At 66.2% G+C, this 14,555-nt stretch carries 13 protein-coding genes; 9 read left to right on the top strand and 4 right to left on the bottom strand.

All coding sequences use genetic code 11. From position 1 onward, the window contains the following. Window positions 1-268 precede the first annotated feature (268 nt). From J7I92_RS02080 to J7I92_RS02055, 6 genes are all read left to right on the top strand, one after another. The gene (locus J7I92_RS02080; protein ID WP_214836684.1) at window positions 269-1,078 is read left to right on the top strand and encodes a DeoR/GlpR family DNA-binding transcription regulator; all 810 of its coding nucleotides are present in this window, start codon (window positions 269-271) and stop codon (window positions 1,076-1,078) included. Then, window positions 1,075-2,070: a 1-phosphofructokinase family hexose kinase gene (locus tag J7I92_RS02075; protein WP_214836681.1), complete on the top strand. Its 996-nt coding sequence runs from the start codon at window positions 1,075-1,077 to the stop codon at window positions 2,068-2,070. Before J7I92_RS02080 ends, J7I92_RS02075 begins: the two co-directional genes overlap by 4 nt. Before the next feature lie 2 nt (window positions 2,071-2,072). After that, the gene (locus tag J7I92_RS02070; RefSeq protein WP_214836679.1) at window positions 2,073-4,142 is read left to right on the top strand and encodes a fructose-specific PTS transporter subunit EIIC; all 2,070 of its coding nucleotides are present in this window, start codon (window positions 2,073-2,075) and stop codon (window positions 4,140-4,142) included. Window positions 4,143-4,197: 55 nt separating this feature from the next. Next, a complete protein-coding gene (locus tag J7I92_RS02065) occupies window positions 4,198-4,476 on the top strand; it encodes an HPr family phosphocarrier protein (RefSeq protein ID WP_214836676.1) in 279 nt (92 codons plus the stop codon). Between the two features lie 351 nt (window positions 4,477-4,827). Beyond that, the gene (locus J7I92_RS02060; protein WP_214836673.1) at window positions 4,828-5,448 is read left to right on the top strand and encodes an SRPBCC family protein; all 621 of its coding nucleotides are present in this window, start codon (window positions 4,828-4,830) and stop codon (window positions 5,446-5,448) included. A 2-nt stretch (window positions 5,449-5,450) separates the two neighbouring features. After that, window positions 5,451-5,717, top strand: a complete 267-nt coding sequence (locus J7I92_RS02055) for a Rho termination factor N-terminal domain-containing protein (RefSeq protein WP_214836670.1) — start codon at window positions 5,451-5,453, stop codon at window positions 5,715-5,717. A 32-nt stretch (window positions 5,718-5,749) separates the two neighbouring features. Here the strand turns inward: J7I92_RS02055 and J7I92_RS02050 are convergent, their stop codons facing one another. Next, window positions 5,750-6,817, bottom strand: a complete 1,068-nt coding sequence (locus tag J7I92_RS02050; RefSeq protein ID WP_214836667.1) for a Ku protein — start codon at window positions 6,815-6,817, stop codon at window positions 5,750-5,752. A gap of 40 nt (window positions 6,818-6,857) precedes the next feature. Here J7I92_RS02050 and J7I92_RS02045 point away from each other — a divergent pair, with 40 nt between their 5' ends. Continuing rightward, window positions 6,858-9,458, top strand: a complete 2,601-nt coding sequence (locus tag J7I92_RS02045; RefSeq protein WP_214836664.1) for an ATP-dependent DNA ligase — start codon at window positions 6,858-6,860, stop codon at window positions 9,456-9,458. A gap of 143 nt (window positions 9,459-9,601) precedes the next feature. On the opposite strand, the gene J7I92_RS02040 is transcribed toward J7I92_RS02045, so the two are convergent. Next, the gene (locus tag J7I92_RS02040) at window positions 9,602-9,856 is read right to left on the bottom strand and encodes a hypothetical protein (RefSeq protein WP_214836661.1); all 255 of its coding nucleotides are present in this window, start codon (window positions 9,854-9,856) and stop codon (window positions 9,602-9,604) included. A gap of 77 nt (window positions 9,857-9,933) precedes the next feature. Beyond that, complete coding sequence (locus tag J7I92_RS02035; RefSeq protein WP_214836658.1) at window positions 9,934-10,158, bottom strand: hypothetical protein; 225 nt, start codon at window positions 10,156-10,158, stop codon at window positions 9,934-9,936. A 572-nt stretch (window positions 10,159-10,730) separates the two neighbouring features. Here J7I92_RS02035 and J7I92_RS02030 point away from each other — a divergent pair. Together J7I92_RS02030 and J7I92_RS02025 are read left to right on the top strand one after the other, a co-directional pair. Continuing rightward, entirely contained in the window at window positions 10,731-12,374 is a 1,644-nt protein-coding gene (locus J7I92_RS02030; protein ID WP_214836655.1) for an MFS transporter, read from the top strand. A 132-nt stretch (window positions 12,375-12,506) separates the two neighbouring features. Next, on the top strand, window positions 12,507-13,595 hold the full coding sequence (locus J7I92_RS02025; RefSeq protein WP_214836652.1) for an FUSC family protein: 1,089 nt from the start codon (window positions 12,507-12,509) through the stop codon (window positions 13,593-13,595). Here J7I92_RS02025 and J7I92_RS02020 read toward each other — a convergent pair. After that, complete coding sequence (locus J7I92_RS02020; RefSeq protein WP_214836649.1) at window positions 13,566-14,342, bottom strand: SDR family oxidoreductase; 777 nt, start codon at window positions 14,340-14,342, stop codon at window positions 13,566-13,568. The genes J7I92_RS02025 and J7I92_RS02020 overlap by 30 nt on opposite strands. Between the last annotated feature and the right edge of the window lie 213 nt (window positions 14,343-14,555).

Genomic DNA, 14,555 nt, shown 5'->3' with positions numbered 1-14,555 from the left:
GCCAGACCATCACGGTCAGGTCCGGCTTCCCCCGTCTCCTTGGAGTTTTTGTCCACTTATCGCGACTTCGAGGGCGTTTATCTCGCGATAAGTGGACAAAAACTCCAAGCCGCCCAGGGGCCGGATCTGTGTCCATGTTGTTTTCATTGACAAACCAACAGGAACAAAGATAAAGTCAAACAATTCAACATCGTGTGATGGCAGTCACCGTAACCAGTCACTCGCGCCAGTCCTGAAGTACCTGCAGTTTTTACGCAATGGAGGGTAAGTGTTCGCCGAGGAGCGCCAACAGCTGATCGCAGGCCTAGTCGCCGAGAGCGGCCGGGCCAGCGTCACTGCCCTTGCCGAGCGCTTCAACATCACCACCGAAACCGTCCGTCGCGACTTGGCCGCGCTGGAATCCGTCGGCACTGTCCGCCGGGTCCATGGCGGCGCCGTCGCTCCCGACCGCATCAGCACCACCGAGGAAAGCATCCTGGAACGGACCGTGCAGCGGCAGCCCGAAAAGCTGCGCATTGCCGAAGCCGCCCTGGCATTCATTCCGCACAGCCCGGCCGGAAGCATCCTGGTGGACGCCGGATCCACCACCGAAGCGCTGGCCGACCTGATCGCACTGCGGATCGCGGACCCCTCCGCGTCCCCGTCCACCGGTTCCGAAAACGAACTTGTGGTGATCACCCACGCGATCCCCATCGCCGCAAAGCTCGCCGGCGAGCCCGGCATCGCCCTCCACCTCCTCGGTGGCAGGGTCCGCGGCCTCACCCAGGCCGCTGTGGGCCAGTCCACCGTGGACGCAGCCCACCGAATCCGTCCGGACATCGCCTTCATCGGCGCCAACGGAATCCACTCGGCCTTCGGGCTGAGTACGCCCGATCCTGAAGAAGCCGCCGTCAAGGCGGCCTTCGTCCAATCGGCACGCCGCATTGTGGTGCTGGCCGATTCGTCCAAGCTGGATGCGGAAACGCTGGTCCAGTTCGCCTCGTTGAAAGATCTGGACACCTTGATAACAGACAGTGAACCCAGCCCGGAACTCGCAGCGGCGCTTGCTAACGCCGGCGTGGACGTGGTGGTCGCATGATCGTCACCCTCACCGCGAACCCGAGCCTGGACCGCACCGTTTCCCTGCCCTCCGCGCTGCTGCGCGGCGAAGTGCAGCGGGCACTCTCCGTCAGCCAGGAGTCCGGCGGGAAAGGCGTCAACGTCTCCCGTGCACTGGTGGCCTCCGGGCTGGAAACAGTGGCCGTCCTCCCCGGCGGCGACTCCGATCCCGTGCTGGCTGGCTTGCGCGACACCGGCGTCCCCTTCGCCGCCCTGGCCATCCACGAACCGCTGCGCACCAACGTGGCGCTGACGGAGCCCGACGGCGTCACCACCAAGATCAACGAACCCGGCCCTGTACTGAGCGACGAGCTGCAGGAGGCCCTGATCGGGTTGCTGCTGGAGCGCTCCCGCGGCGCCAGCTGGGTTGTGCTCGCCGGCTCGCTCCCGCCGGGAGTCCCGGCCGATTTTTATGCCACCGTCACCCGGCGGCTGCGTTCTGCCGACGCCGGCAACGGCACACGGCAGAGCCCGCGCATCGCCGTCGATTCGTCCGGCGCACCCCTCGCCGCAGCCCTCTCGGGCGATGCGTCGGGCATGCCGGACCTCCTCAAGCCCAACGCCGAAGAACTGGCTGAACTGGCTGCCGCAGCCGGTTTCGCTGCGGCGTCCACCGCTGACGAACTGGAAGCGGATCCGGAGGCTGCCGCGGCAGCCGCCGCCGCCGTCGTGCGTTCCGGTGTAGGGGCCGTGCTGGCAACGCTCGGTTCCAAGGGTGCGGTCCTTGTGACGTCCGACGGCGCGTGGCTGGCCACGCATCCGCCGGTCAAAGCCGTGAGCACGGTCGGCGCGGGCGATTCATCCCTCGCCGGGTACCTGCTCGCTTCCTGCCAGGGCGCCGCCCCGGCCGACTGCCTCCGTCAGGCTGTGGCACACGGTGCCGCCGCCGCTTCCCTGCCGGGCTCCACAGTTCCGGCGGTCCACCAAACCACCCCTGATGCCGTAACCATCACGGCCCTCCGGAAGGACTGACAGTGACTCAGCTCATAACTACTGAACTGGTCGAGCTCGACCAGAACCTGGGCAACTCGCCCGAGGACGTGATCCGCCATCTCGCCGGCAAGGTCGCCGCCAACGGCCGCGCCACCGAAGTAGAAGGCCTGTTCGCGGACGCCTTCGCCCGCGAATCAAAGACCGCCACCGGCGTCCCCGGCGGCATCGCCATCCCGCACTGCCGCTCCGCTGCGGTAATCGAGCCCACCCTGGCCATGGCGCGGCTCTCGAAGTCCGTGAACTTCGGCGCCAAGGACGGCCCGGCGGACCTGATCTTCTTCATCGCAGCCCCGGAAGGCGCGGACCAGGAGCATCTGAAGCTCCTGTCCAAGCTGGCCCGCTCGCTGATCAAAAAGGACTTCACGGCGGCCCTCCGCGCGGCCACCACCGAGGCGGAAATTGTCGAACTGGTGGACGGTGCCCTCGCTGACAAGCCGGCGGCAGCCGGGGAGCCCGCGCCCGCAGCAGCAGCCGCAGGAGCAACCGCAGTGGCTCCCTCGGCCGGTGCCGCAGCCGGCTCACGGTCCGGCGGTCCCAAGCGGCTCGTCGCCGTCACCGCCTGCCCCACCGGCATCGCCCACACCTACATGGCCGCCGACTCGCTGGTGGCAGCTGCCAAGGAGGTCGGGGTGGACCTCCAGGTGGAGACTCAGGGATCCTCCGGCGCCAAGCCGCTGGACCCGGCCGTGATCGCAGCCGCCGACGCCGTGATCTTCGCGGTTGACGTTGACGTCCGCGGCAAGGAACGCTTTGCCGGCAAGCCTGTCATCAACGCACCGGTCAAGCGCGGCATCGACGAGCCGGACAAGATGGTCCAGGAAGCACTGGCCGCGGCCGACAACCCCCACGCCCGCCGCGTGCCGCACTTCGGTGCGGAGGAGCAGGCCGAAGCCGAAGCCACCGAAAAGGGCGAGCACATCGGCCAGAAGCTGAAGAAGGCGCTCCTCACGGGCGTCAGCTACATGATCCCGTTCGTGGCTGGCGGTGGTCTGCTGATCGCCCTGGGCTTCCTGATGGGCGGCTACGACATCACGGGCTTCGCGGACAAGATCCTTGCCGAGAACAACCTTGGCAACCTGCCCACCGAATACCCGGCACTGGCATGGGGACCGCTGGGGGCCTACCTCGGCGCCGTGATGTTCAAGATCGGTGCCCTGTCGCTCGGCTTCCTGGTCCCTGCCCTGGCCGGCTACATCGCCTACGCGATCGCCGACCGTCCCGGCATCGCCCCGGGCTTCGTCGCCGGTGCAGTTGCCGGGTTCATGGGAGCCGGCTTCCTGGGCGGCATCGTCGGTGGTCTGCTTGCCGGTTACATCGCGCACCTGATCGGCACCTGGCAGGTGGCCCGTTGGCTGCGCGGCCTGATGCCCGTGGTGATCATCCCGCTGCTGGCTTCCATTGTTGCCTCCGGCCTGATGTTCCTGATCCTTGGCGCACCGATTGTCGGCATCACCAACGGCCTAAACACGTTCCTGTCCGGGCTCACCGGCGCCAGCGCCATCGCCCTTGGCGTCATCCTGGGCCTCATGATGTGCTTCGACCTCGGGGGCCCGGTTAACAAGGTTGCCTACTCTTTCGCCGTCGCCGGCCTGGGTGCCGCAACTATGGACAACCAGGCACCGTGGCAGATCATGGCAGCCGTTATGGCCTCCGGCATGGTCCCGCCGCTGGCCATGGCCCTCGCGTCCACCGTCCTGGACAAGACGCGCTTCAGCCTGGCCGAACGCGAAAACGGCAAGGCCGCCTGGCTGCTGGGCGCATCATTCATCTCCGAAGGCGCCATCCCGTTCGCCGCAGCCGACCCGCTCCGTGTCATCCCCGCCAGCATGCTGGGCGGCGCAGTGACCGGTGCCATCTCTATGGCTTCGGCAGTGGGCTCGAAGGCCCCGCACGGCGGCATCTTCGTCTTCTTCGCCATCGACAACTTCGTGATGTTCGTTGTCTCGATCCTGGTAGGCACCATCGTCACCGCCCTCGCTGTGATCGCGCTGAAGCGCTGGGCCGTCCGCAAGTCCGTTGATACCGTGGAGCCGGTTCCGGTAACTGTCTGACCCGGTTCGGTATCTTTCCAAACCCCTGTCCCGACCTGATATCCAAGGAGCACCCATGTTCGAACGCAACGCCACCATCGCCAGCCGCGTCGGCCTGCACGCCCGCCCGGCCGCCATCTTTGCCGAGGCCGCCGGCGAGTACCCGCACGAGATCACCATTGCCCGCCAGGGCGAGCCGGCCGACGAGGCCATGGACGCCGCCAGCATCCTGTCCCTCATGAGCTTGGGCGCATCGCACGGCGACGTCGTGGTCCTGCGTGCCGAGGGCGACGGCGCCGACACCGCTTTGGACCACCTGGTCCAGATCCTGGAAACCGATCACGACGCCGAGTAACAGTACGGCGCGCGGCACCAGTACCGTGCCGGGTGCCAGTGCCGGCTAGTACGGCAGCACAGCAGTGGCCGGTCCGCTGCGCAACGGTAAGTCCCGCAATAATGCGGGCACGTGGCGCGCGGACCGGCCGCTGTCGTTTAACCCCCGTTGAACCGAGCTAGCCCCCGTTGAACCGAGAGCGGGCTGCGCCTTCTCCTGCCAGCCCTTCGCCCGCTCGGGAAGCATCCTAAGCGAGCTTAGTAAATTCCTTGTTTTAGCCGGATGCCGCGGCTAGCGTGGAAAACGTGGCGACATGCCGTTCACCAGACCCGCAATCGGGGGCACGTTCCCCGGCTGAAAGAGGATGAGACAGTGGCTACTTTGCAGGAAACCATCGAAGTGGACGTTCCTGTGTCCACCGCCTACAACCAGTGGACCCAGTTCGAATCATTTCCGGAGTTCATGAAGGGTGTGGAGTCGGTCGAGCAGGTCGACGAGACGTCCCTGCATTTCCGGACGGACATCGCCGGGGTGAGGCGGGAATACAACGCCCAGATCACCGACCAGCTGCCGGACCGGCGCATCGCGTGGGTCAGCACGGATAAACCGCGCAACGCGGGAACTGTGACCTTCGAACCACTGGGGCCGGACCAGTCCCGGGTCACAGTATCGCTGGAATGGGAGCCGGAGGGGCTGGTGGAGAAGGCAGGGTCGGCAGTCCACGCGGACAGCCGCCAGATCACCGCGGACCTCAAACGGTTCAAGGAGTTCATCGAATCCCGCGGTATTGAAACGGGCGCCTGGCGTTCCGCCGTGGCCCAGGGAGAAGTGGAAAGTACCGATGAAGAGGCAGGGTTCGCAGCGAACGCCCCGAAGCATCCGGCTCCTGGTGCTTCTCCGTCCGCTCCGCCCCACACGCCCACTCCTTCGCCGCAGCGTCCGGCCGGTGTGGACCCTTTCATTGACGACGCCGAACCGTCGGATCCGAGCTAGGCATGCCCGAGAAAAAGAACCCCGGCATCAAGGACCCGAAGCTGTACGAGGAACTCCGTGAAGACGGCGCCTCGAAGCAGAAGGCGGCCCGGATTTCCAATGCCGCAGCCAAGCGGGGACGCTCGGCGGTAGGGCGCAAGGGTGGCAAGTCCGGCGACTATGAAGATTGGACGGTCGACCAGCTCAAGGCCAAAGCCAAGGAAATAGGGCTCACCGGGTACTCGTCCAAGAAGAAGAGCGAGCTCATTTCAGCTCTGAGAAACTCCTGACCGCGGCAGCGATGGGTTACCGCTCCGCCGCCTCAGGCCCCCTTGCGCCGGTTCTTGGCCGGCTCCTTGGCCGCCGGCTCCTTCGCAGCGGTCTTGGTTGCCGTTTTGCTGGGAGCCTTGGCTGCGGGATCCTTGGCCGGGCTCGCTTTGGAAGAACTCGCCCTGGAAGCGGACGAACTGGCTGCCGTGGTTTTGGTACCGGTGCTTTTCGCGGTGGCGGAACGGGACGACGATGCTTTGGCCCGTGTCGTCTTGGCCGGGGCTTCGTCGGAGTCGGCGCCGGCGTCGGAGTCCATGGCCGCGGCACCGCCGCCGGCCCGCTTCTTTTCCAGGCTCCGCTTGAGGGCTTCCATCAGGTCGATCACTTCGCCGGTGCCCGCTTCGGCAGCCTCGGCGCCGAACGTCTGCTCTGTGTCCAAGGACTCGCCTTGCTCGATCTTGGCGTCGATGAGTTTGCGGAGCTGCACCTGGTAATCGTCCGTGAACTGGCCGGGCTCGAAGTCCCCGGCCATCGAGTCCACCAGCGCGGCGGACATCTCGCGCTCCTGCGGAGAGATGCGGACGGTCGTTTCGAGGGCAGGGAAAGCCGCTTCCCTCACTTCGTCCGCCCACAGCAGGGACTGCAGCACCAGGACATCATCGCGGATCCGGAGGGCACCGAGCCTGGTCTTGTCGCGGAGGGCGAACTGCACCACGGCCACGCGGTCCGTGTCCTCCAGGGCCCGGCGGAGGAGGACGTAGGCCTTGGGCGACTTCGAGTCGGGTTCGAGGTAGTAGCTCCGCTCGAACATGATGGGGTCGAGCTGCTCGGACGGCACAAACTGCACCACTTCGATCTCGTGGCTGCTCTCGGCCGGGATGGACTTGAGCTCGTCACGGGTGAGGATTACCGTACGCCCGTCCTCTTCGTAGGCCTTGTCGATATCCGCATAGTCCACGATCTCGCTGCAGACTTCGCAGCGGCGCTGGTAACGGATGCGGCCGCCGTCGGCGTTGTGGACCTGGTGCAGCCCGATGTCGTGGTCCTCAGTGGCGCTGTAGACCTTGACCGGCACGTTGACCAGCCCAAAGGCGATAGCGCCTTTCCAGATGGCTCTCATGGATCAAGTGAACATCAGAGTTGCCCGGAGGTGAAGACCTTTGGCAGGCAGTAGGGAGCGTGTCCGGGTCCAGGGCCGGGAGCTTGTGGTCACCAACCTGGACAAGGTGATGTACCCCGAGACGGGAACCACCAAGGCGGACGTCCTGGCGTACTACGCCGCCGTCGCCCCTGTTCTGATCCCTGCCGCGGCCAATCGGCCGGTTACCCGGAAGCGCTGGGTCAACGGCGTGGGCACGGCCGATGCGCCTGGACAGGTGTTTTTCCAAAAGAACCTGGAAGAGTCCACCCCGGGCTGGATTCCGCGCGCCTCCATCAGCCACAAGGAGCGCAGCAACCAGTACCCCCTGGTCAATGACGCGGCAACGCTGACCTGGCTGGCCCAGATGGGATCGTTGGAGATCCATGTTCCGCAGTGGCGGGTGGATCCGCACGGCAATCCGATGTTCCCCGACCGGCTGGTGCTGGACCTGGACCCTGGTGAAGGCGCCGGCCTGGCTGAGTGCGTGGAGGTGGCCAGGCTTGCCCGTGCCATCCTGAAGGACGTGGGCCTCGATCCCGTGCCGGTAACCAGCGGCAGCAAGGGCATCCATCTGTACGCCGGCCTCGACGGCACGCAAAGCTCGGACCAGATCTCCGAGTTCGCGCACGAACTTGCGCGCGCCCTGGAAGCGGATCATCCGGACCTTGCCGTCAGCGACATGAAGAAGACGCTGCGCACGGGCAAAGTGCTGGTGGACTGGAGCCAGAACAACGCGGCCAAGACCACGATCGTCCCCTACTCCCTTCGGGGCCGGCTGCGTCCCACGGTGGCGGCCCCGCGGACGTGGCGCGAACTCGCCTCCCCCGCCCTGAAGCAACTGGACTATCAGGAAGTTATGCGCCGGGTGAAGGACGGCAAGGACCCGTTCGCTACGGTCTCCGCCGGCGGCCACCTGCACGGCCATCCCGACGGCGGCGGATCCGGTGATCCGCGCGGTGACGGGTCCGGCGGCAGCGCATCCGGGGCCGAGAGCCGGGACGGGGGCGGAAAGCCCGACGGCGGCAGCACGGACCCGCGGCTCGCAAAGTACCGCTCCATGCGGGATCCGGATGCGACTCCCGAGCCGTTCAGCGCGGACGTGCACCGCGCGGACCCGAACGCGGGCACCATCACGGAGCGGTTTGTCATCCAGGAGCACCACGCCAGCAGGCTGCACTACGACTTCCGGCTGGAGCGGGACGGTGTCCTCGTGTCCTGGGCCCTTCCCAAAGGGGTGCCCGTTACTGGAGCGCAAAACCACCTTGCCATCCAGACCGAGGACCATCCCATGGACTACATCGACTTCGAGGGCACCATCCCCAAAGACCAGTACGGGGCGGGAACGGTCACCATCTGGGACCACGGTACCTACGAATGCGACAAATGGATCGCGGGCAAGGAAGTCATCGCCACCCTCACCGGGGCGGAGGGCGGAGGCCTTGGCGGCACAAAGAGGTTCGCCTTGATCCGGACCAGCCGGGACAGCGACAAAGCCGAGCAGGCCCAATGGCTGATCCATCTCATGGACCGCAAGGGGCACGGCGCTCCGGCCGCGGACAAGGAATCCGCAAGCGAGGAATCCGCAGCGAAGAAACAGGAGCCGGAGCGTGTCAGGCCAGCGCCGTCGCCGGCGCCAGCGCGCACCGAGCCCGCACCTGTGGCCCCGGACTTCACCCCGATGCTGGCCGGTTCGGGGACCACGGCGGACCTCCAGGGCCTGGACTGGCAGTTCGAACTGAAGTGGGATGGAATCCGCGCCCTCATCATCGGCGACGCCGACAAAATCCGCCTCATCAGCCGCAACGGCAACGACATGACGGCCAGTTACCCGGAACTCACGGACCGCAAGTGCTGGCCCGAGAAGAGCTTCACCGCCGACGGCGAGATCGTCGCCGTCGGGCCTTCCGGGCGGCCCGATTTCGGGCTGCTGCAGACGCGCATGAAACTGACCAAGCCGGCGGACGTCGCCAAGGCCCGGGCCAGCACCCCGGTGCGGCTGATGGTGTTCGACCTGCTGTCCGACGACGGCGAGGACCTCCGCAGGATGCCGCTGCGGAAGCGCCGGGTGCGCCTGGAGCAGCTTGAGTGGCCCGGCGGCTGCCCTGTGCACCTGTCCGAGGTGCTCGTCCACGACGTCGAGCACATCCTCGAGAGCGCCAAGGAGCTGGGCCTGGAGGGCATTATGGCCAAGCGCGTCGATGGCCGCTACGTCAGCGGCCAGCGCACCCGGTCGTGGCTGAAGCTAAAGTTCGAACGCACGCAGGAAGTGGTGGTGGGCGGCTGGCGGCCCGGAAAGGGTGCGCGGCAGGGCTCTGTGGGCTCGCTGCTGGTAGGCATTCCGGAGGGCTCCGAGCTGCGGTACGTGGGCCGGGTGGGCAGCGGCTTCAGCGACCGTGAGCTGAAGGAACTGCGGCTGCGGATGGATTCCCTGGCCAGGAAGACGTCGCCGTTCACCGAGGTTCCCCGGGAGGACGCGTCCGACGCCAAGTGGGTTACGCCGGGACTGGTGGGCGAAGTTACTTTTGGGGACTGGACAGGCGGCGGCAAGCTCAGGCACCCGGTGTGGCGGGGCTGGCGCCTCGACAAGAACGCGGACCAGATCGTGATGGAGTCTGGCTGACGGGCCCTCCGGCCGGAGACGCACACCCGCAGGACGTCCACACGCCCGCAGGACACGGAAACGGCCGGGGGACACCTGGATTCGGGTGTCCCCCGGCCGTTTCTGTGTCCCCGGGCCGGTCGAGCGTCCTTCGCCGGCAATATCTACGAGGAGTGCGGCATCTGCGGCCGGCCGGTCCGGTGGACTGCGGTCACTGCTGCCTCGTGGCCCACGCGGCCGTGGGCCAGGTCCCGTTCCTTGGGATGGCGCCGCTTGCCGTTTCCGTCCGGCCACTGCTTGCCGCCGTTGGCCGGTCCGGCGGGAGCTGGCATCTCGGGCGCAGGAACCTCGTCCATGGACTCCGCCAAGTGACTGGCGAGCTCCGGTTCGAGCCTTCCCCCAGGATTTATCTCAGCCATTTTTTTACTCTTCCTTTCCGCGTTGAAATGAAGTGTCCGCCAATACGAGGACTGCAGGAATTGCCTGTCTGCAGGGCCTACCAGCGGACTTTTTTCTGGGCAGGGCCTTGCTTTCCGCTGGCATGCGTGGGCTTGTGGCCGTGGGAAACACTTTGCGACGTCGTGCCGCCCCGGGACTTGCTGGCGAGCATTTCCCGTTGGGCGTCGGTCAGCCTGGACTTGATGCCTTGTCCGGAATCCGGAGCCTCTGCCTTGGGGTCGGACGCGGGCTCGGCGCTGTCGGTGTTGGTTTTATCGGTCACGGAAACTCTCCTTGTGATGCGGACTCGGGTGGCTGGTTTGCAGGCGCACAGGCGCTGGATCGCGCTAGGAAAATTACGACGGCGGTTGCCGCGCGGGGATCAACGCTGAGGTGCGTCCCGACTAGCCAGATTGCTGGTGAATACGGTGGGCGGACTGGCCAGCAACTCAACGGCTGACGGCCGGCCGCAGGCCTATCCAAAGATCAGTGTTCCCATGGCTCAACCTTAGGCAGTGATCCGGCCCGTGGGAACCCCCGGTTCGGAAGCATTCAGGACCACGGGGAGGCTCGGGCAGGCTTGCGCTGAAGGGGGAACTGCGGCCCATTGGCGTGCTTTTTGAGCCCGTTCACGAAAAAAGGTTTGATAACGATGCGGCGGGTCTCCGGATGCCAGTGCTGGCGCGGTGAAACAGCCCAAAAGTCTTTCTGTTTTGGGGCTGTATCGACCCTCGAAACCTCGGATCATACGCCACCCAACTCGGAAACGCCATGGATTTCGCGTAAAATCGAAAGCCTGCCCGGAGCGGGGCAGCTACAAGTCGCAAGCAAATGACCTCCACAGGAGAAGCCCAAATGCCCACAGACCGAAGCATGACCGACTCTTCAGCAGGCGTGGACAACGCCCGCGGAACCGACAGTATTATGCCCCCGGGCGTTTTGCCCCAAGGGGTTGCGCCCCAAAGCGCCAAGAAGCCGAGGCTGCTGCCTCGCCGCAGGCTCAAAGTCTCCGATGTCAACGTCGTCAACCAGCCGATGCTCAAGAAAGCACTCGGCGGCACCATCGTGGGTAACACCATGGAGTGGTACGACGTCGGTGTGTTCGGCTACCTGATCACCACCATGGGACCGGTGTTCCTGCCGGAATCCGATCCGTCCACGCAGACGCTGTTCCTACTGGGCACTTTTGCCGCGACCTTCATCGCGCGCCCGCTTGGCGGAGTGATCTTCGGATGGCTCGGTGACAAGGTTGGCCGCCAGAAGGTCCTGGCAGCAACCCTGATGCTTATGGCGGCCAGCACGTTTGCCATCGGCCTTCTCCCCGGCTACGCGCAGATCGGCCTGTGGGCGGCCGCCCTGCTGGTGCTGCTGAAGATCGTGCAGGGCTTCTCCACCGGCGGCGAATATGCCGGTGCCACCACTTTTGTCAGTGAATACGCCCCGGACAAGCGCCGCGGCTTCTTCGCGAGCTTCCTGGACCTCGGAAGCTACCTGGGCTTTGCCATGGGTGCCGCGCTCGTTTCGGCCCTTCAACTGACCATGGGCCAGGCTGCCATGGAGGAATGGGGCTGGCGCCTTCCGTTCCTGCTCGCCGGTCCCCTCGGCCTCGTCGCTGTCTATTTCCGGAGCAAGATTGAGGAGTCCCCGCAGTTCCAGGCGACCCTGGACGCGCAGGAGGAACTCAGCAAGGACGCCGCCAAGGCCGACGACGCCGGGTCCAAGGGTCCGGTGGGCGTTCTTAAGGCGAACTGGCGGCCCATTATCGTGGCCATGATCCTGGTGGCCGCGGCCAACACCGCCGGCTACGCGCTGACGTCCTACATGCCGACGTACCTCACCGACGCGAAGGGCTACGACCCCGTCCACGGTACGTTGCTGACCATCCCCGTGCTGGTAGTCATGAGCCTGTGCATTCCGTTGACTGGAAAGCTCTCCGACCGCATCGGCCGCCGGCCCGTCCTGTGGATCGGCGCCGTGAGCACCATCGTGCTGGCCGCACCCGCGTTCCTCCTGATCGGCATCGGCAGCATCTGGTCCACTTTGGCCGGCCTGGCCCTCGTGGCCTTCCCGGTCACTTTCTACGTGGCGAACCTGGCCTCGGCCCTGCCTGCCCAGTTCCCCACGGCCAGCCGCTACAGCGCCATGGGAATCGCGTACAACTTCTCCGTGGCGATCTTCGGCGGCACCACGCCGTTCGTTGTGGCGGCGCTGATCAAGGCGACCGGCAACGACATGATGCCCGCGTACTACCTGATGGCCACCTCGGCCGTCGGCGCCGTCGCGATCTACTTCCTGAAGGAATCCGCCAACCGTCCCCTGCCGGGTTCCATGCCCAGCGTGGACACCAAGGCTGAGGCCCAGGAGCTGGTGGCCACCCAGGATGAGAACCCGCTGATCAACCTGGATGAGCTGCCGTTCGAGGATGAACTGCCGTTCGATGATGAACTGCCGTTCGATGATGAGCTGCCGGAGACCGGAAAGGTGCCTGCAAGGGTCTGATTTTCCAGTCCGTAGCCCCGCCCGGTGAGGCCTGCTTTGCATGATGTTTCTTTGCGACATCGTGCAAAGCAGGCCTCTCGCGTGTCTGGCACACTTTTAAGGTCCGGCTGCAAGGAAGAGAGGACGCGCCCCGTGACCAATGTCTTCCTGAGGCACCTCCGGGCCCTGCACAGCCTTGGTCCCGCCAACAACGATCACCTGTCAGCGCTTCGCGTCGCCGTGAGCGTTGCTGTTCCGTCACTGGCCCTCCTCGTCCTCGGACGCCCGGACCTGATCATCTACGCCGTCTTCGGCGCGCTGACCGGGATGTACGGACGCTCCGAGCCCCACCAGCTCCGCCTCACGCATCAGGCGCAGGCCGCACTGGTCCTGCTCAGCGGGGTTGGCGTGGGCGTTTTCCTGTCCGTCAACCACCTTCATTCCTGGTGGCTGGTGGGTGTGGAAGCCGTGCTGGCGGGTGCCGGCTCGGTGTTCTCCGACAGGGTGAACCTGAAGCCGAACGGCCCCTTCTTCGGCATCCTGGCCCTGGGTGCCTGCGCGTCGGTCCCCACGACGGTTCCCTGGTTTGCCGCGCTGCTGATCGCGGCTGCCTCAGCGGCGTTTTCAATGGTTGTCGGGTTTGGCGGCTGGATCCGCGGCCGGACATGGCAACCGGGAGCGGCACGTTCTGCCCGGCCGTTGAACGGCCCCCGCAGGCAGGCGGCCATAATCCACGCGGCACGCTACATCCTGGCGGTAGGGGCGGCCGGCGCAATCGGTGTTCTCAGCGGCAGCGGCCACCCGCACTGGGCCATGGCCGCGGCAGCGGTGCCGCTGGCGGGCGCCGACCTGCCCAGCAGCGTGCACCGCGGGCTCCACCGCATGGTGGGGACCTTCCTCGGTCTGGTGATCGTCGCCGTCGTGCTCTTTCCGGCCCCGTGGGCCCCGCAGGGATGGTTTCCCGGAGCGCAGGCGGCGGCCCTGGCGGTGCTGGTTATCGTGTTCCAGTTCACCACCGAGCTGTTCGTGACCCGGCATTACGGGCTGGCCATGGTGTCCTTTACGCCCGTGATCCTGTTGATGACGCAGCTCGCGGCCCCGGCGGATCCATACGTCCTCATCATGGAACGTGCCGTGGAAACCGTGGTGGGCGCGGTGATCGGAATCCTGGTCATTGTGCTGGTCCGGCGCCGGACATTGAAGGCGGTCGGGCTACTGCAGGGGCCGCTTCGGCGGACCTGACGTGAGCCGGGCGGGCAGCATGCGGGCTACCGTCGCCACCACCTTGTAGCGCTTCGTCGGAATGGACACCGACCGGCCGTGCTCGTTGTCCGCCAAGCCCTCCCGGACCACGCGGTCCGCGTGCAGCCAGAGCCAGCGCGGCGCCACGGACTTGTCCATGCCCATGCGGTCGTGGAATTCAGTGTGGGTGAAGCCCGGGCACACCGCCGTCACCTTCACTCCGTGCCCGGCGTAGGCCAGGTTGGCCCAGCGGCTGAACGTCACCTGCCAGGCCTTCGCCGCCGAGTAAGTGCCCCGGTTCGCAAACGCCGCCACGCTGGCCACGTTGATGATCCGTCCCGAACGGCGTGCCAGCATTCCCTGCAGCGCCGCATGGCACAACTCCAGGGGCGTCTGGACATGCAGCCGGAGATGCCTGCGCTCCTCCTCCACGGTGTTCTCCTCAAAGGAGCGAAGCAGCCCGATCCCCGCGTTGTTGACCAGGATTTCCACCGGGCGCGCCGGATCGGAAAGGCGTTCGACGACGGCCGCCACCCCGGCGTCGTCGGTCAAGTCTGCGGACAGCACCTCCGCTGTGATGCTGTAGTTGTTCTCGAGTTCGTGCGCGGCTGCCCGCAGCCGGTCCCCGTCCCGGGCGACCAGCACCACATGGTGGCCCTCTTCGGCGAGCTGCCGGGCAAACTCGGCGCCAAGGCCCGAGGTGGCGCCGGTGATCAGGGCTGTGGGTCCGGGAGCTGGTTGCGTCATGGCAGAAGCCTAGCCGTGCCGGCCCGTCCGCGCAGCGGTCGGGCCGGCTTCCCGGCTGTCTTGCCGAAGCGGTAGCGGCGGGATCCAGGGCTTCCTAGGAGCCTGCTGAATTAATCGCGAGCGTCAAGGCGCGTCGGCTGGACTGGCGCGGCTGGTGGTTAAGACTGGTCTTATGCAGGGACGCGAGGACGCGCAGCGCGGGTATTTGGATGT

The organism is Arthrobacter sp. ISL-72 (genome assembly GCF_018613755.1).
Lineage (GTDB): Bacteria > Actinomycetota > Actinomycetes > Actinomycetales > Micrococcaceae > Arthrobacter.
This window is presented reverse-complemented; position numbering and strand designations above follow the sequence as displayed.

What these genes read in the sequence shown, in the direction of transcription:
- J7I92_RS02050 (WP_214836667.1), bottom strand. Translation starts at nt 6,817, where the DNA reads ATGAGAGCCATCTGGAAAGGCGCTATCGCCTTTGGGCTGGTCAACGTG.
- J7I92_RS02040 (WP_214836661.1), bottom strand. Translation starts at nt 9,856, where the DNA reads ATGGCTGAGATAAATCCTGGGGGAAGGCTCGAACCGGAGCTCGCCAGT.
- J7I92_RS02055 (WP_214836670.1), top strand. Translation starts at nt 5,451, where the DNA reads ATGCCCGAGAAAAAGAACCCCGGCATCAAGGACCCGAAGCTGTACGAG.
- J7I92_RS02065 (WP_214836676.1), top strand. Translation starts at nt 4,198, where the DNA reads ATGTTCGAACGCAACGCCACCATCGCCAGCCGCGTCGGCCTGCACGCC.
- J7I92_RS02020 (WP_214836649.1), bottom strand. Translation starts at nt 14,342, where the DNA reads ATGACGCAACCAGCTCCCGGACCCACAGCCCTGATCACCGGCGCCACC.
- J7I92_RS02075 (WP_214836681.1), top strand. Translation starts at nt 1,075, where the DNA reads ATGATCGTCACCCTCACCGCGAACCCGAGCCTGGACCGCACCGTTTCC.
- J7I92_RS02030 (WP_214836655.1), top strand. Translation starts at nt 10,731, where the DNA reads ATGCCCACAGACCGAAGCATGACCGACTCTTCAGCAGGCGTGGACAAC.